General features: G+C 45.6%; 19 protein-coding genes. 7 read left to right on the top strand and 12 right to left on the bottom strand.

The genetic code is table 11. The features are described from left to right. Nucleotides 1-8: 8 nt before the first annotated feature. The gene (addA, locus tag AB3Y94_RS08545; protein WP_367295851.1) at nt 9-3779 is read right to left on the bottom strand and encodes a helicase-exonuclease AddAB subunit AddA; all 3771 of its coding nucleotides are present in this window, start codon (nt 3777-3779) and stop codon (nt 9-11) included. Continuing rightward, nucleotides 3763-7368, bottom strand: coding sequence for a PD-(D/E)XK nuclease family protein (locus AB3Y94_RS08540; RefSeq protein WP_367295850.1), 3606 nt, complete (start codon nt 7366-7368; stop codon nt 3763-3765). The genes addA and AB3Y94_RS08540 overlap by 17 nt, the downstream gene beginning before the upstream one ends. A gap of 176 nt (nt 7369-7544) precedes the next feature. Between AB3Y94_RS08540 and AB3Y94_RS08535 the strand changes: the two genes are divergently transcribed. After that, entirely contained in the window at nt 7545-8687 is a 1143-nt protein-coding gene (locus AB3Y94_RS08535; RefSeq protein ID WP_367295849.1) for an ArgE/DapE family deacylase, read from the top strand. Nucleotides 8688-8745: 58 nt separating this feature from the next. On the opposite strand, the gene AB3Y94_RS08530 is transcribed toward AB3Y94_RS08535, so the two are convergent. The 3 genes from AB3Y94_RS08530 to AB3Y94_RS08520 all read right to left on the bottom strand — a co-directional run bounded on the left by AB3Y94_RS08530 (nt 8746) and on the right by AB3Y94_RS08520 (nt 10934). Next, entirely contained in the window at nt 8746-9762 is a 1017-nt protein-coding gene (locus AB3Y94_RS08530) for a polysaccharide deacetylase family protein (RefSeq protein WP_367295848.1), read from the bottom strand. Between the two features lie 127 nt (nt 9763-9889). Next, nucleotides 9890-10264, bottom strand: coding sequence for a hypothetical protein (locus tag AB3Y94_RS08525; protein ID WP_367295847.1), 375 nt, complete (start codon nt 10262-10264; stop codon nt 9890-9892). Nucleotides 10265-10331: 67 nt separating this feature from the next. Then, nucleotides 10332-10934 carry an NAD(P)-binding oxidoreductase gene (locus tag AB3Y94_RS08520; RefSeq protein ID WP_367295846.1) on the bottom strand — a complete coding sequence of 201 codons (603 nt, stop codon included), beginning with the start codon at nt 10932-10934 and terminating at the stop codon, nt 10332-10334. Between the two features lie 147 nt (nt 10935-11081). Between AB3Y94_RS08520 and AB3Y94_RS08515 the strand changes: the two genes are divergently transcribed. Together AB3Y94_RS08515 and AB3Y94_RS08510 are read left to right on the top strand one after the other, a co-directional pair. Beyond that, nucleotides 11082-12065, top strand: coding sequence for an aldo/keto reductase (locus AB3Y94_RS08515; protein ID WP_367295845.1), 984 nt, complete (start codon nt 11082-11084; stop codon nt 12063-12065). Between the two features lie 205 nt (nt 12066-12270). Next, nucleotides 12271-13581 carry an NCS2 family permease gene (locus AB3Y94_RS08510; protein WP_125693174.1) on the top strand — a complete coding sequence of 437 codons (1311 nt, stop codon included), beginning with the start codon at nt 12271-12273 and terminating at the stop codon, nt 13579-13581. A 158-nt stretch (nt 13582-13739) separates the two neighbouring features. On the opposite strand, the gene AB3Y94_RS08505 is transcribed toward AB3Y94_RS08510, so the two are convergent. The 3 genes from AB3Y94_RS08505 to cls form a co-directional block, all read right to left on the bottom strand. Then, nucleotides 13740-14657, bottom strand: a complete 918-nt coding sequence (locus tag AB3Y94_RS08505; RefSeq protein WP_367296501.1) for a prenyltransferase — start codon at nt 14655-14657, stop codon at nt 13740-13742. A 92-nt stretch (nt 14658-14749) separates the two neighbouring features. Beyond that, nucleotides 14750-17845: a YfhO family protein gene (locus AB3Y94_RS08500; RefSeq protein ID WP_367295844.1), complete on the bottom strand. Its 3096-nt coding sequence runs from the start codon at nt 17843-17845 to the stop codon at nt 14750-14752. 607 nt (nt 17846-18452) lie between these two features. Beyond that, nucleotides 18453-19895, bottom strand: coding sequence for a cardiolipin synthase (gene cls, locus AB3Y94_RS08495; protein ID WP_367296500.1), 1443 nt, complete (start codon nt 19893-19895; stop codon nt 18453-18455). Nucleotides 19896-20028: 133 nt separating this feature from the next. Between cls and AB3Y94_RS08490 the strand changes: the two genes are divergently transcribed. Next, a complete protein-coding gene (locus tag AB3Y94_RS08490; RefSeq protein WP_367295843.1) occupies nt 20029-20184 on the top strand; it encodes a hypothetical protein in 156 nt (51 codons plus the stop codon). 149 nt (nt 20185-20333) lie between these two features. Here the strand turns inward: AB3Y94_RS08490 and AB3Y94_RS08485 are convergent, their stop codons facing one another. Further along, nucleotides 20334-21152 carry a DNA/RNA non-specific endonuclease gene (locus AB3Y94_RS08485; RefSeq protein WP_367295842.1) on the bottom strand — a complete coding sequence of 273 codons (819 nt, stop codon included), beginning with the start codon at nt 21150-21152 and terminating at the stop codon, nt 20334-20336. 272 nt (nt 21153-21424) lie between these two features. Here AB3Y94_RS08485 and AB3Y94_RS08480 point away from each other — a divergent pair, with 272 nt between their 5' ends. The 3 genes from AB3Y94_RS08480 (at nt 21425) to AB3Y94_RS08470 (ending at nt 22711) form a co-directional block, all read left to right on the top strand. Beyond that, complete coding sequence (locus tag AB3Y94_RS08480; RefSeq protein ID WP_367295841.1) at nt 21425-21967, top strand: hypothetical protein; 543 nt, start codon at nt 21425-21427, stop codon at nt 21965-21967. Nucleotides 21968-22171: 204 nt separating this feature from the next. Beyond that, entirely contained in the window at nt 22172-22342 is a 171-nt protein-coding gene (locus tag AB3Y94_RS08475; RefSeq protein WP_367295840.1) for a hypothetical protein, read from the top strand. Between the two features lie 48 nt (nt 22343-22390). Continuing rightward, on the top strand, nt 22391-22711 hold the full coding sequence (locus AB3Y94_RS08470; protein ID WP_367295839.1) for a hypothetical protein: 321 nt from the start codon (nt 22391-22393) through the stop codon (nt 22709-22711). Nucleotides 22712-23181: 470 nt separating this feature from the next. Here AB3Y94_RS08470 and AB3Y94_RS08465 read toward each other — a convergent pair whose 3' ends face one another. The 3 genes from AB3Y94_RS08465 to AB3Y94_RS08455 all read right to left on the bottom strand — a co-directional run bounded on the left by AB3Y94_RS08465 (nt 23182) and on the right by AB3Y94_RS08455 (nt 26193). After that, the gene (locus AB3Y94_RS08465; protein WP_367295838.1) at nt 23182-23820 is read right to left on the bottom strand and encodes an HAD family hydrolase; all 639 of its coding nucleotides are present in this window, start codon (nt 23818-23820) and stop codon (nt 23182-23184) included. A gap of 239 nt (nt 23821-24059) precedes the next feature. Beyond that, on the bottom strand, nt 24060-25394 hold the full coding sequence (locus AB3Y94_RS08460) for a C1 family peptidase (RefSeq protein ID WP_367295837.1): 1335 nt from the start codon (nt 25392-25394) through the stop codon (nt 24060-24062). Between the two features lie 154 nt (nt 25395-25548). Continuing rightward, complete coding sequence (locus AB3Y94_RS08455) at nt 25549-26193, bottom strand: TetR/AcrR family transcriptional regulator (protein ID WP_367295836.1); 645 nt, start codon at nt 26191-26193, stop codon at nt 25549-25551. Nucleotides 26194-26347: the final 154 nt, after the last annotated feature.

Below are 26347 nucleotides of genomic sequence, written 5' to 3'. Positions count from 1 at the left end.
TATCATCACTATTTTTGAAGCTCTTGCTTAGGTACCGCAACCAATTGGCCAGCAGCAAGCAAATATAAATACTGGGCAATAATTGGCTGTTGTGTCATCTGCTGTAACGCCTCAGCGTACAGATTAACCTGACCACCATACCGGTCGATCAATTTGGCCTCACTCTGTGCTAAATTTCGCGAATTAACGTGATCCGTTTTGTAATCAAACAGAATAATTCCTTCTGATGTCTTTAAGTAACCATCCACAATCCCGTGGACTAACACTTGGGAATCAGCTTCCTGAAAATCCTTGAAGAGGCTCTGAGCCGGCATCAATAATGAAAATGGTACTTCACGCCGCAAATCTTCTGGGTTCGTCAAGATTTGTTGACCTAGGTCACTTTGGAAGAATTGTAAAATTGCGGTAACTTGTATCCGATCAGCCATTTCACTAGTCAAAATACCATCTGTAACCAGTCCATCAATAACTGTCTGAACGCTATCAGTAGTTGGTTCCGTTGTCACGGATATCTGCTGTAACACCAGGTGAGTTGCCGTCCCAATCTCAGTTGGCAAAGGTTCTCGCACAGTCTGTAAAAAGTTCGGTCGTGCAAAGTCGTGGGTAACGAACCGATGCCCCGCTTGGCCATGCTCGTCAGGCTGATATTCACCAATTGAGGTATTATCGGGATCTTCAAATAGCCGCTTAGCTTCGGACACCGATTGATATGCTGTCGTTACTGTGGCTGCTTGATGTGGGTATTGAAAATCCATAATCTGCTTAATTTGTGTGCTATCAACTGTATCAGCAACGGTCTCGGCCGTCTTAGCAGTCTTTGCCAACCAATCAACTGCCACTTCATTAACCTGCTGTGCCGGCTCAATATCGGCTGCTGTGGCAAAGTGTACTTTGAACTTAGCCGGATCACCAGCTAAGCCGCTGAAAGTCGTTGATCCCTGGCGTAAAGTCTCATCGAACTGTGGATCACGCACTAGACACATGCCAATCCAGTCTAAATAATTAGCCAAGTTGTTCTTCTCACGTAAAGTAGCGTTTAAAACCAAGTTCGGGCTTTGATACGCTTGTTCCCAGGCCGAAATAGCCTCAGCCTTACTCTTATGGGAACCCACAATGTAAATACGAGACTCGGCCCGAGTCAACGCCACGTAAAGTTTCCGCATTTCCTCAGCTAGACTGGCCCGTGAAATAGCTTGCGCTGTAACCAACTTTTGTAGGCTGGGCGCCTTGATTCGACTCTCTGGATTCAAATAGTCGATACCAATTCCCGACTTTCCACTCATCACATAATTTCCCTGCTGATCTTGCCGATTGAACTGGCGAGAAGCATCCATGATAAACACCACAGGAAATTCAAGCCCTTTACTCCCATGAATCGTCATCACTGACACGGCATCTTCTGCTGATTGTACAGGCGCGCCAGCCAAATCAGCATCTCGTTCTTGTAACTTTTCCACAAACCGCACAAATTGAAAAAGACCTTTAAAGCTACTCTTCTCATAGCTCTGTGCTCGTTCATACAAAGCGTGCAAGTTGGCCTGCCGCTGTTCACCTGCTGGCATCCCACCAACATAATCTAAGAAACCAGTCTCCTGATAGATTCGCCAAATCAATGTCACCAGTTCATTTTGCTGAGCAATATCACGAAAAGTTTGTAACTGTTCCAAGAAATGACTGACCTTATCATAAACTGTCTCCTGGAAATCACTGGCACTCCCCGCTGCAAAGGTCTGCTGGAAATACTGAACAGCTTGGAAATAATCTCCTGTTCGCTGATTAATTCGTAGCAACGCCAATTCATTTTCATTCAAGCCCACAATTGGCGACCTCAAAACGGCAGCCAAAGGAATATCCTGATACGGATTATCAATTACTCGTAGTAAAGCCATCATGATTTGAATTTCCGTCGTTTTAAAGTAGTTCTGAGCATCATTAACCACTACCGGAATACCCAACCGGCGCAACTCGTCAGTAATAATCAAGTTATTAGTCCGCGTCGGCGTCAGCAACGTAATATCCTTGTACGCCATCGGTCGTACTTGCTTGGCATCACGGTCGTAGATAGGCGTCTTGTCCGCAACTAATTGCTGAATCTTCTTTCCAACCAGTAGTACTTCACCCTGATGTTTATTATCCACCTGGAAAGTAGCATCCATGGCTTCTCCATCACTACTTTGAGAATCATCATTCCCTTCGGTCAGGTAGACCAACAGTTCAGCAGTACTTTCAACTTTTTCAGGATAATACGTTGCCCCAAATTTCAATTGGGCAGAACCCGTATAGGCAATTTCTCCCAGCTCGCGATCCATCAGTTGTTTAAAAATCAAATTGGTAAAATCATCCACGTTTTTCATTGAACGAAAGTTTTCAGCCAAGACAATCAAATCACCAGCCTGGCTGTCTGCCTGATACCGATCCGTCTTTCCCATAAATAAAGTGGGGTCTGCTTGCCGGAATCGATAAATTGATTGCTTAACGTCGCCCACCATAAAGAGGTTGCCAGCGGGGGCCGGCTGAGCAATCGCTGTTAAAATAGCCTCTTGCAAACTGTTCGTATCTTGGTACTCATCGACCATAATTTCAGCATATTGGTCTTGTAATTGTTGCGCTACCTGGTGTGATTGCCCGGTATCCTGCGTCAAAATTTCCAAGGCCGCATGCTCAATGTCCGCAAAATCTAAAACGTGGCGTCGCTGTTTCTCTTGACGATAGACCTGCCGAAACTTTGTAACAACCTTACCAAGCTCAGCAACCAATTCTCCTGAAGCCGCAATGGTCGACGTAGCTTGCACTTCATCCTGAATTAAATACGTCCTCTTTAATGTCTCTAATTGCTTTTTCGCTGGATCATAGTAAGTCGTCTTAAGTTCGTTATAAATGGGATAATCTTCATTTGCTTTGCGAATACTAGGGATACGCCCCCATGGGAAGTTCTGAATGGCTGCTCGCAACGCGTTCCAACTGCCATCACTGGCTAACTCAACTACCTCTTGCATGCTGCCTAAAACAGTTGTTAAATGCTCCACTTGCTTAGATAAACTTGCTTGATTAGCCAGCTGATAAGCACTCGTCAGATCCGCCTGAATCTGCTTCAACTGTTCCATAAACAGGGGCTGCAAATGTTCACGGTAAAAGGTCGTCCCCGTCAGCTGATCACTATCTAACTGATATGGTGTGGCTAAATTAGCCAACCAAGCATCGGGATGCGGGGTCGCATTGGCAAACGTATAGGTTTGTTGCACCAGCTCCGCAAGCCCATCATCGTTACGATCTCCAGAAAAGTTCTCCGTTAACCGTGCAAACAGTCCGGCTTCATCGTCCGCATATAACTGTTCACGTAGGTCCGACCAAACTTCATCGCGCATCAGTGCATTCTCTGTTTCATCCGCTAATAACCGAAAGACTGGGTCTTGATCGATTACATAGTAATAATGCTGCAGAATTCGCAAACAAAATGCATCCAACGTACTAATGTCCGCTACTGGTAACTGATTTAACTGCCGCAAGTAGAACTGCTGTTGTTCAGCGCTACCTTGATTAGCAGCCAGCTCTTGCCGCAATGCCGTCTGAATACGATCCCGCATTTCAGCAGCTGCAGCTTTAGTAAAGGTCACGATTAAGATTTCATCAATACCCGTGCCTGACTTTAGTCGCTCAATAACACGTTGAACCAGCACCCGCGTTTTACCAGAACCCGCAGAGGCTGATACGAGTAAATTGTTCCCAGTCTGGTGAATTGCCTGATCCTGACTGGGAGTGAAATTAAATTTTGCGCTCATCTGGGTCCTCCTGTTCTTGTTCTTCTTTGATCCGAGCAATAACCTCGTCCTTTTTCAGAGCGGTCAACTCACGGTAATTATTTTCCTTTAACAAAGGATCAAATTGCATGATCGACTTATACGGTGAAAACTGTAAGGCGGTTCGATTCTGCTCCCGAAATGGTGCCAAATCAACGTGACCATCAAAAATCTGATTAGCAGCGCGTTTAATCAAACGTTCGGTATGACCAAGTAAAAGGTCTAATTCAGTCGGATTAACGAGCATCTTACCATATGATGTGATGCCCCCATCCTTCTTCCGTCGTAATCCTTGGAATAAAAGCGAACTCCCAGTATAATCTGGCTCACTAAACAACGTATCAATATTCGTTAAAAGGTCGGGATCATCTAGCAATAGTCCCTGATAACGTTCCTCTTTTAACAACGCTACTAAGGGATCCTCACCTAAAACATCAGCCGCTTTTAGAACTGGATTTTGTAAGTGCAAGTAAACAGCACCCGCTAGTTCGGCCGCTTGTTCATCATCATCCAGTAAATCTGGCATATTCTTTTTGACAGCATCTAGGTACGTCAACATTTGCATAGCTTGCCCATAGTAGGCATCCTGATAGCTAAATTTATGCTCAGAACTCTTATAATCTACAATTCCCAAGAATGTCTTGTCATTAACTTCCAAGGCATCCAACCGGTCAATCCGCCCACGAACCGACACTTGACGCCGTTTACCCAAGTCAAATGATAGTGGCTTTAGCCCACGCTCATCCCCTAGTCCAAACTGCACTTCCGTTCGTCGCGGCCGTAACTTGGTGCGCGTGCTTTGCTCATGAAGGGTTCGCGCCATCTGACGCATCGTCTTTATCAGCTGCTGACGGATATAGCCCATGCGGTGGGAGCTCTCTAAGATGGCAAACTGCGGATTTTCTGAAGTATCTAATACCTTAGCGATGACTTCATCAGTCAACTCGTGTAGCTGTTGCGTGTCCAAACTGGCCAAGTCTAAATGCTGCTGTTTAACTAGCTTCATTAGTCCGTCTAAGGTCGCATGGAAGAATTCCCCGGTACTTGCTGGTGAAAGTTCAAAAACATCTCTCTCCTGTAATTTTAGCCCGTATTTAAGGAAGTAGGCGTATGGGTTAGCGTAGTATTCCTCCAACTTAGAAATCGATGTACTAATTTTCTGTCCATATAAGTGGGTCACAATATCAGGAGTCAATTGCATTGGCACATTGCGATAGCTTAAACTACCTAGCAGTTTTGTCGTAAGATCCCCATAGTTTCGGTCTGCTCTAAGTAGCCGTAACACATACAACCACTGTTTGGATAAGGGCTCCTCACGTAGTTGACTGTCCCGACTCGCTTGAACCAAATGACGAAGTGTACTTCGTCGTGTCCCCACAAACGGTAAAATTGCCGTTTCATCTGCACTAGGTGCTGCCTGCGCCTTGATAATCGGCAAGTTGAAGTAGTCCTTAATGCGTGCCACGTAGGGGGAAATTTCCAACCCATTCCGATCACCATCGCTATTCACGGGGTAACTAAAAATTAATTGCTCACTGCCACTCAGAAAGGCCAGGTAGTTAAGATATGGCTCACCTGCTAATTGTGTAGCCGCATCATCTCGTAGGTAACTCGTCTCATCAACAGATTGCAATTGTGTACTTAAATCCTGACGATCGTTATCAGCCAACAGTGTTGTTGGAACTTGATTATCCGGCATGGCATCGGCAGTAGCTCCCATCAGAAAAGTGACTTTTCGATTATTTGCTTGAACAATTCCACTTTCTGAAATGGTCACTTGGTCTAACGTTGAAGGAATCTGACTAAACTTAGCGCCAACAAATCCCGCCTGTAACAAAGTTTGAAAGTCTGTTTGACTGAAGGCCAAATCGCCAATAATACTGTGACATTCATCTAACATCTGACAGAAAGTCGCCCACGTTTGCTCTGGTTGACCGGCCCGAACTAAGTCACCTGCTTCAATCGCCTGATCTCGCCAAGTCATTAAACGTTGGCTCACGCCAGCACCATCCAAGAATTGATACAGAATTGCCGCTGCATCTGTATAAGTTTTCGCGACCTTTAGACGGGCAAAAAATGGCGGTAAGGTCTGTTTAACAAAATGACGAATCTGATTAACTTGTTTCGTTACCCGGTCATCCTGCGTTGTTTGGACACCCATGTCCCCACTAGCAAATCGGTGAAATACCCAGTCTTTTTCTTGTGTCCATCGATGTTGGCCCTCATAACCATTCTTCAAGACCATGTTTTCCGTAAGCGCCAACGCCTGACGATAATTTGTCAGTGACATAGGTTCACCCGCATCATCTTTGGGTAGCAGGAGTTCTGATTTTAAAACCCGGAATACGTCCGCATACCGATAGTTGCGCCGTTGAACATCAAACAAAGCATTAATTAACTCCACAAAGGGATGATCTGCCATCTGAACATCAGCATCATCAAAGTACGGAATTTCTTGTGCACGAAAAATTGGATCAATCACCGTCTGATATGTATCTAAGTGCCGGGCGAGCACTAAGAAATCCTGATAGCGATATTTCCCAGTTGCCACCAACTGCCGAATCTGAGTTGCTACTCGAGACACCTCAACGTAGCGATTATCTGCCTGTACGATTTGGATATCGGTTGGCTGAGTTGTCGGTTTATCAGGTATCGGCGACAGGGTACTACTAGCCTGCCAATATGCATCTAATGCACCTAAATCAGCTGAGACCCGCGACACTTTAGCGCGTTCATCGACCAGTACTGGTACGTGATTGGTCTGCGCTACCGTGTACAGCTGGTGATAAAGCTTTGCAGATTGAAAAAAGAGCGCCGTCGTATCTGGTAAGCCCTGTGGGTAACCCTTATTTAAGTTCAGGGCTACGGTAACACTGGCTGACCGCTGAATTAGAACGGCTGCCAACCGACGCTCTTGCGCACTTAACTGTGAAAATCCTTCTAAGTAAAAATGTGCATGGCTTAAATCAATTTTCGTTTCTAAGTAGTCTGCCAATTGATTCAGCAGATCTGTATTTTCAACATACTTGCCGAGCATCTTTGCTTCAAAGGATTCGTAAATCACCATTAAATCATGCAACTTGGCCTGTAAATCTGCATTCTTAGTTGGAAGCTGACCGATGGCGCTCATTAAATCAGCAGCCGTTACCTGACCAACTTTAAATTCGGATAATTGGGTGGTCAGTTGGCTGATGAATCCTGGCCGGTCGACTTCTCCGCGAAAAATAGTTAAGTCTTCTGCATGTTCTTGAATAATTTGATAAATCAACATGTTCAGCCCCGCTGTGGAGATACGTGGTAACTGATAGACCGGCTCGTTCTTCATGAAGAACCAAGCCAACCGAGTAAACGAAAACACTTGTACTTGCGTCTGTGCAAATAAGCGTTGCTTGGGAGCTATCCGCTGTTTCAAAGCCGTTAAAACATCCACTTCAGTCTCAAACTTGATATGGTTAGGCACTAAATAATAATAGGATTCTTCTGGGTGCGTCGTTAACTGTTGAGCCAAGGTGGTCACCATCGGCTCGCGGTGATCCAATCCCGCACTCCCTAAAATAAATTGTAAACTCATCAGCAACCTCCTTGGACACTTTGCTATTGATTATAGTTTAGCATATCTTTAACCAAAAGCGAACTGATGTTCGTCTCCTTTACACGGACTTTACAAATTAGTTCAGCCATACAACGCAAACCGTGATAAACTAGGACTTAACATTAAAAAACGATGAGAAAGTGGGCTAATATTTTATGGAAGATAGCGAAAAAATTCAAATTCTACAACATCTTGTACAAATTAATTCTGTCAACGGCAACGAAGGTGAAGTTGCCGCTTATATCAAGCAACTCTTAGCCAAACACAATATCTCTGCTAAAATTATCCCTTACACGGATGGCCGCGACAACATCGTAGCCGAAATTGGTAACCCGGATAGCAAGACGGTCTTCGCGCTAGCTGGGCACTTAGACACCGTCGCAACTGGCGATCTAGCTGACTGGAATTTCGATCCATTTGCAGCACACATTGCCGATAATCAACTATACGGCCGTGGTGCAGCCGATATGAAGAGCGGTCTAGCCGCAATGGTTATCACTCTGATTAATTTAGCTGATCAAAAGGTCCCCTTAAACGGCCGGCTACGTTTCATTGGTACCGTTGGTGAAGAAAACGGCGCTATGGGGTCGCGGATGCTAACCGAACAAGGCTACGCTGATGACCTCAGCGCAATGGTTATCGGTGAACCCACTGGTGGCAATCTGGTCTACGCTCATAACGATTCTCTGAACTATCACGTTTATTCGCATGGGGTGGGTGTACATAGTTCCATGCCAGAGAAGGGTATCAATGCCATCACTAACCTGGTTAAATATGTGACGGCTGAGGCGACCGCATTCGATGACGTACCTACTAGCCCAGAGCTCGGACCACTGGTCCACAGTGTCACCGTCTTCAATGGTGGTGAACAAGTTAACAGCATCCCGGCCAAAGCCGAAATTCAAGGAAATATTCGTCCAATTCCGGAATTTGATAATGCCGCCGTTATTAAACGGTTAAATGCCATCGTCGACCATCTCAATCAGGAAAAAGAAGAAGACCTGAAGTTACATGTCGACTATAGCTTTAAACCGATCATCAGTGCGCAAGATTCTCCCCTCGTTCAATTGACGAAACAAATTGCCGACGCTGAATTTGCACAACCAATTAAGCTTCAGGTCATCCACGGCGCCACCGATGCCTCCGAATTCACCAAATCGGCCAACCAATTTCCAGTTATCGTTTATGGTGCCGGTCAGTGGTCCGACGCTCACGCACTCAACGAATCCGTAGACCTCGATCTATTCATTCACGTTCAACATGTTTATCAGCAGCTTGTTCAAAAGTATCTAAGCTAGTCCAAAAAAACGATGAACTTACGGTTGTGACCGAAAAGCTCATCGTTTTTATCTGCTTTTATTTACCAGCACGACGATAATCGTGGGCACCAAAGTATTGTAACCCTGGTAGTGCTTGGCTATTCAACAACTGACTGACAGTCACCAAGTGATATCCCTTAGCCTTTAACCGCTTAATAATCGTCGGTACGGCCGCAACGGACTGTGCATGAATATCATGCATCAGTACAATGTCGCCACCACGAGTATCACGCATAACTTCATTAATATCCTTCTGAGTATTCAAGTAAGCCCAATCACGGGAATCCACTGACCATCGAATAATTGGTTGCTCAATGGCTCGTCCCTCGGCGGCCGTAATGTTTCCATATGGCGGTCGAACGTACTGTGGTAAGGTCCCAGTAGCTTGATAAATAGCGCGATTCGTACGCATAATTTGATCAAAAGTTTTTGACGTACCAATGCTGTCGAAGTCGGGATGGTTCCAAGAATGATTCCCTAATTCATTACCACCGGCTAAGACCGCCCGCGAAATTTTAGGATAACGACTAACGCTCTGCCCCACTTCAAAGAACGTCGCATGAACGTGATACTTTTTCAGCGTTTTCAATAAGCGTGGCGTTAACGTTGGATCTGGCCCATCATCAAAGGTTAACGCAACCATTTTATTCGTCTTAACCGGGTGCGTTCTATTGGCTTTGGGTAAGTATTTATTCAGGATTTTACCTTTTAGCTGTGCGTAAGGAATCGTAATCCTTTTGACCTTAAAACTATTAGCCAGTAGGTTCATCCGAAGCCCATTAGGCGTCAACGTCGCTTTTTTAGCCATGTTTTTCGGTAGCTTCACCTGATAAACTGCCTTGACTCGACTTCCTTTGGCCTTCTTCTGTTTCAGAATCTGTTGCCGCGCAGCTTGCCGAATGGCAGCCAGCCGATGCGAATTCTTGTTTGTCAACTGACTGAACGTAACGGTCCGATTAGTGCTCCTAGCTTGTGCCCCTGTCGGACTCATCCCCACAATTAAGACAGCGACGGCTACCACAATACTCGTAAACAACCATTTTGCTCGCTTCATCCTCATCCCTCCTCAAAAGATGACTCCCCTGTATCCTCCTTTAGTTTACCAGTTGTCTAGTAACAAGCCCTACAAAACGCCTTACAAGTTTCTCCATAAAAAAATAGCCTAACAGATGTTAGACTACCTAATCGTCGGTGCTATCAGGTGGATTGACTGCCTGATGGTTTTCCTTCAAAACTTCATTCGTATAGTACTCCAAATCAGCTAAAACAGCCGTATCGTCACCTTGTTGCGCTGCCATATTTTCAGCAACCGCCCAACGAGCCAAGGCATCCGTAATTGGAACAATGTCTTGGATGATGGCCATATCAGAATCTTCCTGATGTTGATCTTCAATCGACCGAAAACTTTCAATATCTGTGATTAACCGCAGGGCCTTTCCCGTTTGCTTTTCAACAGATTGAAAAATAACAAAGTGGGCACGTTGATTAGCTTCATCCATTCGCTCACGAATTGCTTGTAACTGCTCATCATCAATATTTAATGCCAATGCATTCACCCCACTACAGCCATTTTAACAAATAATTCATATAATGACGTAACATTTCGTTAGGTTTCACGAAACGTTAGCAAATTGCTAATGACTGATAATCGTAGCCACCCGCTTGTAAAATCGCAACTGTCACCGTCGCAACTGTTTCACGTGAAACAGTCCCCGCCGGTACCGCTGATCCTTCTGGAATTATTTTGGGTGTCGTGGCCGGACCATCTAGCAGCGTTACCGGCCGCAGAATGGTATAAGGAAATTCTGCCTCATCGACTAATTTAGCCGCGTACCGTTGCTGATTCAAATATTCTTTGACATCAGTAATACCAGGGTATTGGATGGCTCCGGTCACTTCCTGATCCACACCAGCGGCACTCAACATCACGAACCGCGTTAATGCCAGTTGATTGTGATATTGCGCATCGAACAACGCTTCAAAGGCTAAATCAACGTCCATGCCTTCCAGCGCAGAAAAAATGATTGGATTATCCTGTAACGCAGCTAGGTAAGTCGTTTCTTTCGTTAAATCACCTGTCAGCTCAACGACTTGTTTCGCTAAATCCTGGGGTAGCGTGTCATCAACTGCATGCAATACCCGCACGGTCGACTCCTTCGCTTGGGTCAATTGACGTGCTACGGATTGGCCCAGTGCACTTGCACCCACAATCAAATAAGTTGTCATATCATCCGCTCCTTTTCCCTTGCCTTCTAGTGTACCAGAAAGCATCTCAACTGAGGAACTTCTGGATAAAGTGATTTTGAAATCCAATCAATTTGGGTATAATGAGTGTGTATTGAATCCGGTTTCATCACTATTAGGAGGTAAACTATGACACATGATATGGTAACTATTGGTAAGACTGACGTTCAAACCACGCCCTTGGGACTTGGTACCAATGCAGTCGGTGGTTATAACCTCTTTCCTGATCTCAAAGATGAGGATGGTATCAACCTAGTCCAGGCCGGCTTAAATCAGGGCATTAGGCTCTTGGATACGGCCTTCGTTTATGGCTTAGGCCATTCGGAAGAGTTGGTCGGCCAAGCAATGCACACCTTCGACCGCCACAGTTTTACATTAGCAACCAAAGGTGCTCAAGATTTTTCATCCGGCGAGCAGGTCATCAACAATGATCCTCAGTTTTTAACTGACCAAGTCGAAGCCAGTCTAAAACGGCTCAACACCGATTATCTTGATATCTATTACATTCATTTCCCTGATAAGCAAACCCCTAAGGCAGAAGCCGTTGGTGCTCTGCAACGCTTACGTGAGCAAGGGAAAATCCGGGCAATTGGGGTCTCTAACTTCAGCCTAGACCAAGTTAAGGAGGCCAATGCTGATGGCTACCTAGACGTGGTTGAAGATGAATTTAGTCTCCTACATCGAGACCATGAAGCCGACCTACTACCTTACCTAAAGAATCATCAAATCAGCTTCGTCCCCTACTTTCCGCTCGCTTCTGGACTGCTGACAGGTAAATATAATCATGATGTTAGCTTTCCTGCCGACGATATTCGTAGCCAAATCAGCGACTTCAAAGACCCCCGCTACAGTCAGGCCTTAGCAGCTATTGAAAAGATTCGACCAATTGCAAAAACGCATCAAGCAACGGTAGCTCAGACCGTCCTAGCCTGGTACATGCAAAACCCACTAATTGGCGTTGTCATCCCTGGCGCTAAAAGAGCCGCTCAAGTTGAAGCCAACGCTGGCGCTTTAGATGTGACACTGAGCACTACCGAATATCAGACGATTGACGAAGCTTTCGCTGGTTTCCGAACTGTCACAAGTGGCAAATCACTAGCTGACCCGGATTAATTGAACATTCCTAAGAGTCAGAGCAAGCGCTCTGGCTCTTTTATCTTTATCCGAACGATTGTTTTATAAATTTAGTTGTAATTCGTGATTGTATTCTATTGATAAAAATGATATGCTCTTTAAGTAGTGATTTAGCAATTATATCCGAACATTCCATTTAAATGTTCGGGTTTTCATAAATAATTTAATTTAAGGAGCATCATTTATGCAACGCATTGCGAACTTTTTCCATTTTGATGAATTAGGAACCAGTTTCCGGACTGAAATGTTAGCCGGTCTCACAACTTTCGTATCCATGGCCTATATTTTGTTTGTAAATCCCCAGGTGCTAGGAGCTTCTGGTATCAGTCAAGGGGCCGTCTTCACAGCAACAGCCTTCGCCTCAGCGTTAGGCTGTTTCCTGATGGGCTTACTGGCTAACTACCCCATCGCCATCTCCGCTAGTTTAGGAATCAACGCTTTCTTCGCCTACTCAGTGGTCATTGGTATGAAGGTTCCTTGGGAAACCGCACTGGCTGGTGTCTTTGTGGCTTCAATTCTCTTCATGATTTTGACCGCATTTAAGATTCGCGAAATGGTGGTTGATGCAATTCCTCGTGATTTAAAGATGGCAATTAGTGCCGGGATTGGGTTGTTTATCGCCTTTATCGGTTTAAGTCAGGGTGGATTGATTGTCGCTGATAAATCAACGGTTGTCACACTTGGTTCTTTGCAAGTTGGGAGTACCTGGTTGACTATTTTTGGCTTGATTGTCACCATGATTCTCATGAGTGCCCGGGTGCCCGGTGCTATCTTTATTGGGATGGTCGCTAACTCTGTCTTAGGCCTTGCAACTGGATTGATTCCTATGCCCCACCACATCGTTTCCGCAATTCCTAGTATCAGTTCAACTTTCATGGTTGGATTAACCCACGTGGGTAGCATTAATTCCCTGCAACTAGTCGTTGTTGTTTTAACGTTCCTGCTCGTTACCTTCTTCGATACCACCGGGACGTTGGTTGGTTTGGCTGAACAAGCCGGTCTGGTTAAGAACAATAAGCTTCCTCGTATTGGTAAAGCCTTGATGGCTGACTCCAGCACAATGGTTGTCGGTTCACTGTTAGGAACCTCTCCAATGGGTGCCTTCGTTGAATCCTCAGCGGGTATCGCCGTTGGTGGCCGAACTGGTTTCACTGCTATCGTTACGGGTATCCTCTTCATCTTTGGTGCCTTTTTCTCCCCGCTACTGGCCGTTGTAACGAACCAAGTTACGGCCCCCGCTCTGATTATCGTTGGCGTACTCATGGCTCAATCTCTGAAGAACATCCATTGGGAAAAATTCGAAGTCGCTGCGCCTGCTTTCCTGATTGTCTTGGGCATGCCCCTGACCTACAGCATTTCAGACGGAATTGCCTTGGGATTCATCACATATCCTTTAACTATGCTAGCTGCTAAACGGGGCAAGGATGTTGGACCAATGATGTATGGTCTAGCCGTTGTCTTTGTCCTCTTCCTGTGGATTTTGAATGCCGGATAACCAATGAACGTCTAAAAGCGTCGCCAGTTAATTCTGGCGACGCTTTTCTTATCCGGTATCAGCACGACTGCTGATAGCATCGCTCACTTTTTAAGACTACATTAGCGACTAACTATAACCCGGGTTAAACGATGGTGCCCCATAATCAGACACTCCTCCTAAAGCCAGGTTCCGATTGCAAATAATACCGGATAGGCTAGGAAGAATAATGAAGCGCTTTTCACCGTTGTCATGAACGTCCGTTGTTTGTCTTGGAGCTGAAAGAATGGTGCCATGCCGCGCCACATCACTGGAAGTAAAATGGCTGCCCAACCTGTAATTGCTGGGGCCAATCCCAAGATGACGTTTAGTAGTGGCCACAAACTGCCCACCGCTAAAAACACCTTGATCAACCGGATGGCCCCTTTTTTTCCAGTGTAGTAAGCCAACGTATACCGTCGATTGGCAATGTCCTCAGCACGGTCAGCTGTATCATTGGCTAATTGCAGCGTGAAGAAGATTAGTGTAAGTGGCAGACACAGCAGAAATGTCACACCAACAATGGTCCAGGATAAGGGTCGCTGACCATAGATGGACACGTAGACACACGTTAACTGGATTAAAAAGGCAATAGCCAAGGCCACAACTGCCGCAGAAAATGGTGTTGCATTAATTGGGTGCGGTCCAGCCGTGTAAAAAATACCAATAGCGTATCCAATTGCGCCAAATACCGCAACCGGCCAGCCAGTTCTCAAGACCAAAATTAGGCCAGGAATCGCAGCCAGTAAATATAACCCCCAAGCAAGTTGAGCGACACCACGTTTTGGCAAATCCAAACGACCAACTGGATTCGTTTGTTGCGCGTACCCTTCCCTATCGTGTGCGTGTTGATAGTCATAATAATTGTCTGCCACGTTGACCGCCAAATCGAAAATAAAGACCACTAATAGGCACAAGCCAACGTTTGTCCAGTTCACGACACCAACATTGTACTGCGCAATTGCTGCTCCTAATACGAACCACATCACGTTTAACGGTGCCGTATAGATTTCTGTTAATTCAACAAAGACTGGCCACTTGAGCCACCTTACCATCACCATCGCTCCTTTATCTATTTCCGACAAATTGAGTGTAGCAAATTTTACACAAAAAAGCGCTTCTCAAACTCGAGAAGCACCCTTCCTAACCATCATTGAGACGCTTTGCGCTCACGGAACCATTGCCTACTACTCTCAACTGTTAAAGTCAGTAATCCCAGCAACGTAACTAACACCCCCACTAACAATCCTGGAGTTCGATACGTCAGCCGAATCTGATGCGTTCCTGCCGATAAGCGAGCACCCACAAAGCCATCATTGACAACCTGCGTTTTTACTTGCCGACCATCAACCGTCAGATGCCAACCATCTGAGTACGGAATTGACGTTGTTAGCACACTCGTTCGTTGTGGACTAACTTCCCCAGCAACCCGGTTATCTGTCACCTTGGCGTGCTTTAACCCGCGTTGCTGAGCAGCATGAACTTGCTGATCGTAGCTCTTACCAAACGGCATTGCGAGCAATTTAGCTGACTTAAAGTTAATCTGCCGCGTCGCATTGAAAGTTACGGTAATCGTTTCCCGTCGCTGCTTAGAATATCCTAGGTTCAGTAACACCTGATGTTTTGGTTCGTAATCTGAAAGATTATCCACCCCAAACTGAGAAAACATTTTTGATTGATTACGTGTTCGAACCGTGACCCAATAATCCCCTAAATCTGGTGCGCTAACCGCATCCCGCCAGGCATTTAACTTAGTTAGACCAGAACGTGGCGTTGCCCCCAAAATACTGGTATTATCCTGATCTTGCAATTGTCGCTTAGTGGTCAATTTTTGTGACGTAATACCGTCTAATGCTAGATAGAGCTCCGCTTCCTGTGCCCGTTTTGGCCGCTTTAGCGTTAACGTATAACTAATTGGTTGCCCTTGAGCGTCACTCGTCATCTGATGAAGACCATTTTGATTAGCCTGAGCAGTTGTCTCAAGAACCCGTTGATTCTGCATCAGCACCCTGTTTAAAGCTGTCTGCCGGTGATTCAAATCAACCATGGGACCATAAGTCTTAACCTCTTGCTTATTTAACAGACCGTTCTCATCGACCTTCAGCTCTGGTGTCTTAATTGATGATCCATAATTATCCAATTGCTTATCGTTTAAGCCGGTCTTCTGACCTGCAATTCCTTGCTTTAAACGATACTGAATCACCTTATTAGTACTGTCGATGACCGGAATTGCATTCGGCGTAACCGTATAAGCTAATGTCCGTTTAGGTGACGTATACGCCGCTTTAGCAACGCCCTTAAAGGCGTCATTCGTCACTGCACCTTGCGTCAAACTACGTTCTCGATCAACTCCATCAAGCTTACGCCAAGCATTCGCTGACAACGCCTGCGGCTGCGTATACACTAAAGGAAAGTTAAGACTGGTCGTTAAAATCTGCGTTCCAACACCGTTAGAGAGTGCGTACACCGATTTCTCTGGATACACCTTCTTCTGAGCGTGATAGCCATACGGTAAGGCTACATGGTTGGCCACCTGATCTTCTCGAGCAAATAAATGCTTAACCCCCAACAGTTGGTTCAGTGACGTTCGACTATCCGCCTGCCCTATTGGTGCATTCATGGCATACTCTGAATTTTGTAAGTCACGACTGAATTGCCCAACGTACCCATTCTGAACAGAAAAATAGGACATTGTCCCCTGCAAGCCGTGACTCATCGTCATATTGTTTCCGACTGTGCGGAAAAGGTTGAAATTCCGCGTAGCGTTCACCCGTGAAAAGTCCGCTGATTTTTTGATGCTGTGATCAGCACCATCAAAGTAATCCAAAATATACCGCGTGGCATCGTGCCGTCGTAACTGTTGGGTTGCCTGAACACCGGCATTAGGATCATAGTATCCCCAAGCGTTATTTACCAAGTTCAGTCCAACCAAAATACAAACCAAACTGACTAGCCATCGCGCCGTCAGCTGGGCACCACCCCAGATCACAGCAACCAAGGCCAGTAGTAAACAATAAGTAATCAAATCCCGCTTAGCATTGCTAAATGTCAGGCCATTGCAAAGGTAAATTATCGCCAAGAGTGCCATTGCACTACCGGCTAACCAATATTGGTCTGTCCGCGTTAACGTCGTCAAATGTTCCCATAGCGTCATCGTCGCTAATCCAAAAGGAATGGCAGCTAACAAAATCCACCGATTAGAAGGTGTCGATAGCACATTAAAGAACGCCGCTACCGCGGGGATCCCCAAGCCTACCACGATTGCCACTAATGTGCCTGCTAACCAACGATGCTCACGCCAATGGACTAGAACATACACACTGCCCAAAAAGGTCAGTCCGCTGATTCCCAATACCGCCCAGTAACTCAGCGTATTCCCAGTGGTTAGAATTGCATTTCCCAACTGTAAATAATAACCATTTGGATATAACCATAGTCCATTTGCAAAAATAGACACGGTCCGAGTTGATTTCAGCATCATCAGTAGCGATGGTAACAGTAGGATACCCGAAACGAAAACACCAGTGACAGCTGCAGCCATGAAACGGCCAATCACTGGCCGCCACTTAACTACCAACGCCCCTTGTCCTTGCAGACTGAAGAAACGAATAACTGCATAGATTAAGCTACCTAGCCCTAATATGTAGGCAAAATAAAAGTTACTAAGGATGGTCACACCCGTTATTAACCCTAGGAATCCCCATCCCTTGCCTCGTAGGATTCGGTCAATACCGACAAACAACAGTGGCAACCAAATCATGGGCAATAAGAAGAATGGGTGGTGAACGCCAACCATTAGAGAATACCCAGTAAAAGCATAGGTGATAGCTCCCATCAAGCGACTTCCTGGGCGAAAATTATATCGACGGGCAAATGCTAGAAAGGCTAACCCCGTCGCATAGAGTCGTAGGATGATAAATATACCGTAACCGGTCTCTAACCATCGCGTTGGCAACAGTGCCAAGCCATAAGCAAAAGGATCCCCAAGAACGTAATAAGCCAGCGTTGTGAGCTTATCTGCTCCCAGCCCCATCGTCCACGACCAGCCTGCCAATCCGGCAAATCCAGATTTCACTAACAACTGGTGTAATTCCAAAATGACAGGATAATGTTGGGTAATCCCGTCCATATTCCAAATCAATGTTCGGTTGGCTAAGCCAAACACCCCAAAACTAAATGCCGCGATCACCATAAAGGCCAGGCTATACAAAGTCCACAATGGCCAACGGTGGTGTGCGATTTTCATGACGATAGCCTCCAATTAATTTCTCAAGTTCTCGGTCTTTTTTAAACCGACTTACATTAAATCTACAAATCAAACCACTCCGTGTCAATCTTTCCAGACATAAGATACCCGATTTTAATGTTTCACGTGAAACTCTTGTCGCTGCACTTTCTAAACACCTCACGACCAGCCACACATTCTGTCCCTTACGCTAAGGTACTACTATCAAGTTAACGTCAAAACACTAGCAGTTGTTCAACTATACCGAAAAAACTGGCTAATGTCTGTCATTACCTCCGCTCTTCGTACCCAACCATTAAGATAAATAGTCGGTCCGTCAATTACCCTGTAACTTGGTTGTCTTAACTTTTCATTGCTATCGGGTGCATCCTCAGGTATTGTTAGCAAGCCACGAAAAAAGCCCGTGACTACTCACGGACTTCCTCACACATACATACTAGTCTGCTGATGTACGATGCGCCTTAGCTGACCGGTGAAACACCGGCCTCAATCCAGCTAAAGACAAGCTAATCATCTCAGCGCCACCATCATACACCCGAATACCATCAGACCCAATTATTTAGCACTTTATCAGACGTTTACCTGCCCAACGCGGTCAACATCTTCGCTACAGAATCGGAGATAGTAACCGGGACGCCGTCTGCTTAAACTTCAAGTACAGGGACTGTTCGTCAAACATTTCCGGTGTAATCAACTCACTATGACGCATATCGGCTTCATAGATTTCCTCTAGCTGCATTGCTACCTGTGGATCATAAATAAAGGCATTGATTTCGAAATTAAGTTTGAAGCTTCGGTAATCCATATTGGCTGAACCCACGGAAGCAATCCGACCATCAACGACCATCGTCTTAGCATGAATAAACCCATTATGATAGTAATAGATTTTCACACCATCATCGGCCAATTGCCGCGCATAATACTGTGTTGCTCGATATACGAATGCGTGATCCGGCTTATCTGGAATCATAATTCGAACATCAATTCCCGCCATTGCCGCAATCCGCAACGAGTCCAAGACACTATCATCCGGAATCAGATAGGGGGTCTGAATCCACAAACGCTTCTCAGCTGTTTGAATCAATCGCATGTACCCCATCTTGATTTGCTGTAAGTCTGAGTCTGGACCGCTAGAAACAATTTGCAAGCTGGTTTCCCCTTTGACCTTCGTCAATGGGAAATACTTGTGTTCAATACGATCATCCTTGAACGGGTGATCACGATCCGTCGCATTCCAATCTAGCATGAACCGTGCTTGGAGGGAAAAGACCCCCGAACCAACTAATCGCAGATGCGTGTCACGCCAATACCCAAACTTTTCCTTGCGACCAAGGTACTGATCACCAATATTAAACCCACCGACGTACCCAATCTGTCCGTCGATTGTCACAATTTTTCTATGGTCACGGAAATTTAATCGGAAGTCAATAACGGCCGACCGAGTGCCCAAGAATGGCTCCACGTGGCCACCCGCTGCCATTAACGGTTTAAAGAATCGCTTCCAGGTCCCCATGGACCCCCAAGGATCATAAATGACCCGCACTTCTACACCCATCTTTGCCTTCTTTACCAATAAGTCCAAGATGTCATTACCAATCTGATCATTGTAAAAGGTGTAAAATTCAATATGAATGCTTGAGTGCGCGCGCTCAATGTCTTCCATCATTAGATGGAACAAGTTGTGACCATCCGTAATCACCCGCACTCGATTTTTGCGAGCCAGAAACGCATGATCCGTCTCCATAAACATATTTACCATATTGATAACTGAATGGCTAATTTCATCTGCTGGCATGACTTGATTGCCAATTTCTTCACGTTGCTGGGATAACCGTTCCTCAAGTTGGACGGCTACCTGCCGCTGCAAACGAAACATGCGATCTTTCGGTAACTTTCGGCCAATGAAGGCGTAGGCAATAAATCCAACTACTGGCAGTAATACCAACACCAGCATCCAGGCCCACGTCGCCGCAATATCACGTTTTTCCCGAAAGACAGTTACAAGGGCCAGCGCCGAGTTAATCACCACCACGATTTCCAGGATGAGCATGTAATTCACGTTCACGTGTAACCCCTCCTCTATTCTCTGTGATTTCATGATACGCTAAATCATTCAAATGTCTTTACTTTTCTTTAACTTTTTTGATATTTTATTTTCCTAACTTCAAGGAGGTCTTGCAACCATGTTTACTCACTTCACTACTCTACTCGGCGGCTTGCACGGTACCAGTTCTTTTCGGATTGTCCGCTGGCTCTTCCGTGACAACCCCACGGTTGGAATTATCGTCCTAGCTGGCATCATCCTCTACGCAATTTATCGGTACATGAATCGTCGTTAAAAATCTACCGCAACTGTTTCCAACGCAAACGGCATGTGCTAGATTTGATAGCCCGACAACACAAAGAGACCGGCAAATTTCACCGGTCTCCCACTTTTCGAAAACTAACTAAGCTGGTGTCTAATGACCAAACTGTACGCCACCATGCCCTAAAAACTGGCAGCGGGATCACCGTATTGGCTGGTCCCAGTAGCATAATTAATCTTAACACCTGTTTGGATGTTAAAAATATAAACATTATAGGAGACCCCTGTGTTTTTGACCGACTTGGCCTGCATATGCACACCACGGGCCACCAGTTCGTTCCCACGAAATACTGGCTGAACTTGATAACGAACGTAATCGGTAGGATGACTCTTCAGGTAACTGGCCACTGGATTCTCGTAAGCGGTCATTCCTGGGTCATTTAGTGACCGCGTCCCGGTCATCAGATTCTTTAAATTATTATTCTGTCCTGTCAGCTGGTACCCAATCAAGTGACTCCGATTATACAAGTACCCCTTCTTACCATTGACGGTATAGGCCTTATTTTTCCACCCGGTTGGACTGACATAGAGTGGTTCTCGCTTGGCAGTTGGCATGGTGCTTTTACTCAGAAGTGCATTCGCCGTGGTCACCCGATTAAGACCATCCAGCGCACCATAGGTCGCCCAGGCCCCCTTTTTGGTCGACAGTTCGGCCGCTGTAAATGTCGGCTTGTTGTGATTCACCGCAACAATCTGAGTGTCCGAATATTTTTGATCAGCGAGTGCCTTGGTGGCAACGGACTGCTTAGGGACTGACGTTGCTGAGCTACTACCGTTGTCCTTGGATGTATCCCCAACCAGACTTGAGACCACATTGGTCACTTTTTTTGCCGTTGGATTTCCCTGGCTACTCAAACCGCCAATTGCCCCAACAGCAATCACTAATATTGCCGCATAAATTGAAACCGTACTTCGGCGACGTCCCCGACGACGTTTACTCATAACTTACTGGTTCCCCTTTCTCTCTTAGCAAAACTAACAGACTTAATTTTACCAGAAGAACATACGTTTGTCTCTATTATTCTATTATTAATAATCAAGTAGCACAAGAATTAATAATAGGTGATGTCCTAAGTTACCTGTAACTTAATACTTTTTTAATTGCCCCGTAACTATTTACCCCAACGACCATGCTATACTGTGGGTGGATAGAAGTAGATGGGTTTGTGTGTGACGCACAAAACTGTTATCATTTTCGATGAGGTGATTGAGATATGAAGAAATCCCGAATTTTTACCGCCGCCATTGGCCTATTAGCAGTATTTGCTATCGGTCTTGCTGGCTGCAGTAACAACAGTAGCAAGTCGGGGAACAACCAACAAGCTAGCTTCAAAAACAAAACGACTAAGAAGGCTGACGTCAAGTCAACGCTGACCGGCTCGACCAAACTCTGGTACGTAACTGGTGCCGTGAATGCCAAGAGTAACTCAGGTCTTGAGGCATACCGTTTTAACAAGAACGGTAAAGTAACTGTCTACAACGTTAACAAGCTCTACAAATCTTACAGCGCCGCTAAAAAGGCCAATGCTTTGAATAAGGAAGGTACCCTTAATACCACGTTCAAAACTAAGGGTGACGACACCGTAATCAATTTCAAAGGGAAGTTATCAGATATCCCAATGACGCAAAAGTTCACGGTTAAAGACACGCTTACTGGTAAAAACAAAGAAAGTAAGCTAAAGGTGGCTGGTTATCACATTTCACGTGACGTCGACCAAGACGTTACCAAGGCTGTGATGGTTAAAGTTGCCGAATAAGCGGCAAATGCTAAGGGTTTGGGACAAAAGTCTCAAACTCTTTTTGTGTTTTAAATGTCTATCGTCAAGACGTGCGAAAAAAGGCAGTCAACTCCGATTAACGCCGATAGGCCAACAATCCAAGACTAGGATTATTCGCCTATCGACGTTAATGCTCATTGACTAACCACCTTTTATCTCACTCTCTTTTGTGGGGGAATAAACATGAAAAAATACCTACCTTTTATCCTGAGCGTACTCTTCGTCGGTGGGGTCATCCTCTATCAACGCTACCGTCACCTGAGTGGCATTGTCCTGCTGGAAACCACCATCCTAGGGGTCGCCGCTATTTTAGGCGTTCTGCATCTCATACGCTTCTGGCGTGACCATCATTAACTTGGCACCGGTAAAACAGACCGGCTGACAGCGCTCTCACTTTGGGTTATGATGGTGCAAAGGAGTGTGATGATGATGATTAACCACAAGTTTATCGTGGATACCGACCCAGAAGTCCTACAGGAACATAAGGAATATTTCACCAAACTGGTTAGTGAGAATCCCTGGCTGATTCCCGCAACTATTTCGCTAGAGATTATCCCCGTTTCCCTGATGATCCATGGGTTTTGGAAAAATCGGCAACTTAAAAAACAGGTGCAGATTGAAAAAGAACGCACGAAACAGTTTCAGTTGGAACGTCATCCCGGCTGCCGACGCAATGGTAAGCCTCGACCACTAACCACTCATCTTCATCACAATCAATATTAAAGCGACGTAACCGACTCTTCATGGGTCGGTTTTTATTAACTTCATTTTCTCATAAAATTTTTAACGAAATGTAACATAAATTAATGCTTATGTTACATATACGTTTTTCTGAAGTTTCCTTAACTTCAACTTTCTTTTCTGCCCATTTTGTTGGTCAACCTACCATTAACAATTAGAAAAAAGTAATCCAACCCCCGGTTAGACTTGAATTAATTGGGTTTCGGTAGCTCATTAGATTAATTTTATAAGTATCATTGCCTATTCGTAAGAAAAGTTCACAATTTCTTCACATTTACCCGTTACGATACAAGCATACCAATATAAACCTATTAACCAACCTTTTTTCATTTTATTCACCAAATAAAATGAAGCCACTTGCCCTAACCAAGTAAGCGGTTCTGACCGTCCTCTAACCAGGGATGGTCTTTTTTTATCAAAAAACCAGTCACAGAAGACTGGTCAACGTTTAGCTAAATTGTTAATAATTCTGCTGGTGCTTGCAACAAATAAGTCGGCTCTTCCGCCTTAACTGAATTCGGGTCTGCTGCGCCCCACATTGCTGCAGCGGTGGCCACACCAGCGCGGTGGCCCATCTGCATATCATACTTAGCATCACCAATCATGACACTTTCAGCGGCAACCAAATCAAAGCGGTTTAACAGATTTAGAATACCATACGGTGCTGGCTTGTAGTTGGCCACCGTATCGGATCCACTAATGGCCGCAAACGTCGTTCCCAAACCAACTTGTTCCAAATTACGTTGTAGGGGAACGGAATGCTTACTGGAGACCACGTAGAGCCGGTCACCACGGGATTTTAATTCAGACAAGGTGTCTGCCATCCCAGCGAATAGGGCGATTCCTAACTGTTCAGCCTGTTGATACTGTTCTCTAAACGTCGCATACAACGCCTTCAATTCCGTCGCCGTCAAAGCGTGATCAGCCATTTTAGCAAAAGATACCTCAATCGGTACCCCCATATAGCTGACAACCGCAGCTCGACTGGGTTGGGTTAATCCGCTAACCGTAAAAGCTTGTTGTGTCGCAGCCACTGCGACATTTCGGGTATCTGCTAGCGTACTATCAAAGTCGAAGAAAAAGTTGTGCATTCCGGATCACCTCATCAAATTAACTGTCTTGCCATCTTTCCTAGTTTACCCGTAATCTTGCGTAAAATTCCAGTCATTTTACTCTGAAACTATCAGTGACACTCGCCTAAGTGTTTCACATGAAACAATAACAGTCAACCGGTCCACCGCCAATTACCCAGCCAGTCTTTCAGGCTACTACTCACTGTCATTCATCCCTGACTAAAAAGTCAGTCGCCTAATTGCGACTGACTTTTTAATTATTGTAGCGAATCCCAGGCAGGCAATGGTTCTGGTTCCGTTGTTAGTAACGCTTGTTGTGCTGCTGTCAGATAGCGCTTGTGCACGACAACCTCGTAAACAAAATCGTCCATCCAGTCGTCCGTCATGACAAAGTAACCCTTGTCGCCATTCTTCTCACCCCAACTGTTTTCAACCTTCCAACGGGTCGGTTCGTCCGCAACCAAGTCGACCCCGGTCAACGTCATAGCGTGTGAGACTTCCGCCTCACCAGTTGCTAAACGCTGCGCTTTCGTCAGATTCAAATCGACTCCAAATAGATCACTAACCTGATAAAGATGACTGTCGAGGAAGCCTCGTTCGCGGCTCATCTGTTGGAGAACATCATTCCCAAACCATACCGTTTCACCATCTTGCAATTGCGCAATGGCGGCTTGCTTCAAGTCTGCCATCGGCTCATTGAGCATCGTGATGTGCTTACCACCAACGATGTTATCCTGGCTAGGCAAGCTGTACAGGCGATCAAATGACTTATCTGGTGAGTTCGACAGAACCACGTAATCGTCCAAATCAATGTCAAAATACTCGTTAAAGAACCCCTGTGGCGTCAGACCTGCATCTCGGTGATATTGGTGCTTATCATCCTTATACTCTAAGTCAAACGTAGTTGGTGGTTCACCAAAGGCATAGGCAGCCATGCGATAAACTTCCTTCAATGCCGCAGCGCGTGTGGCAGCAATCTGTTCTTCACTGGCACCATCCGCTACCAACTTTCGGAGTGCTAGCGCATCCTTTCGCAACTTCAGATTTAAGGCAGACCCAATCCCCGTTGTGTCATTGGTGTTAAAGGATTCTGGCATAGCACTTGCCGGAACGACCCCATATTTTTGGACTAGGGCGGCCCCCATGGCCCACTGACCACCATCATCGTCCGGTCGTTGCAAAAAGAATGCTACTTCCCGATCATCCAATGGCTTATCCGCCGTTCGTAAAATATTGTTATAAAACATATTGGCCCGTTCGATCCGGTCCCAGAAAAATAGATAACTCTGGGATAACTCGAAATCTTTGACCCCATACTTAGCCGCAAATTGATGGCGAATTGTATTCAGTGTCGAAAATAGCCAGCACCGGCCAGAGTGCTTCTGATTGGAAACTTTGCCGGTATCTAATTCCACGGAAAATGTGCGATCCAGGCGAACCGTTGCTTGGGGATCCTCAGCTGCCGCTAGTACCCCATTCTTAATAACCGCCCGACTAATGACCTCGTGTGCGGGTTGTTGCTGTAAATCAGCGTGTAAGTCTGCCATTTCTGCGCGACTTAAGACGTGTACCTTCTGACTATCTTTTGGCATAAAAAGCTCCTCTCTACGGAATTTTCACAAATCTTCTAATGAAAATCTCATAATTAACATAGATTCATTCTAGCGCTCCCCCGCCCCCAACGCAATTAATCTTGAGCATTAAAAAAGGAACCGGCTTAACCCAGTTCCCCATAGTCGGTACCAGTTATTTCGGTGCCAAACCTTTTTCTAAAAATTTAATTATGAGGGACGCAGCGCCCGTAACCTCTTCACTCGTCAAAGTGCTCCGCACTAACTGGATCAACATGGTCCCAATCATGAACTGTGCGATACGATCATTAGGCCAGTCAACCAGCTCACCAATAGCTTTTAAGTGGTCTAAAACTGGATACAAATTCTGTTGTAACAACGGCACCATCCGAGAAATCATTTGCTCCCGTAAGTCGTTTCTTACCAAAATCTCCGTGGCCAGCACGCGTAAAACTGACTGATTTTCCACCACAAACTGCATCCGATCATTCACTACCGCCGTCACCAAGTCATGCCGAGATGCATAGGTCTGCCCCACAACCTTTTCGGCAAACTCCGAAACCAGTTTGGGCAAAACCTCCGTCATGAACGGTGCCAACACGCCAGCTAGCAGTTCATCCTTGGTGCGATAACGCCGGTAAACTGTTCCCTCGGCTACACCTGCTCGTTCCGCTATTTCTTTCGTTGTCGTGCTCGCAAACCCCTTCTCAGCAAACAAGGCCAGACTAGCTGCCAACACTTGCTTCTGCTTGGGCGGAATATTCCCACTGGCTGCCATCACTTCCTGAAATGCTGTCTGAATATTAGTTTCCTTTGCCATTCGCCAATCCCCTCCGTTAATTCATGACTGCCACCCTGTCGACGCGAGAACACCACTCCTGACGCAATAGGCCCTTGTTGACCACACCAATGATTGAGCCGTTGCGTCTAATCTTTTAAAGTCGTTATTTTAGTGAGTAATCGCTCACCTTTGC

It is taken from the genome of Levilactobacillus yonginensis (assembly GCF_964065165.1).
GTDB lineage: Bacteria > Bacillota > Bacilli > Lactobacillales > Lactobacillaceae > Levilactobacillus > Levilactobacillus yonginensis_A.
This window is presented reverse-complemented; position numbering and strand designations above follow the sequence as displayed.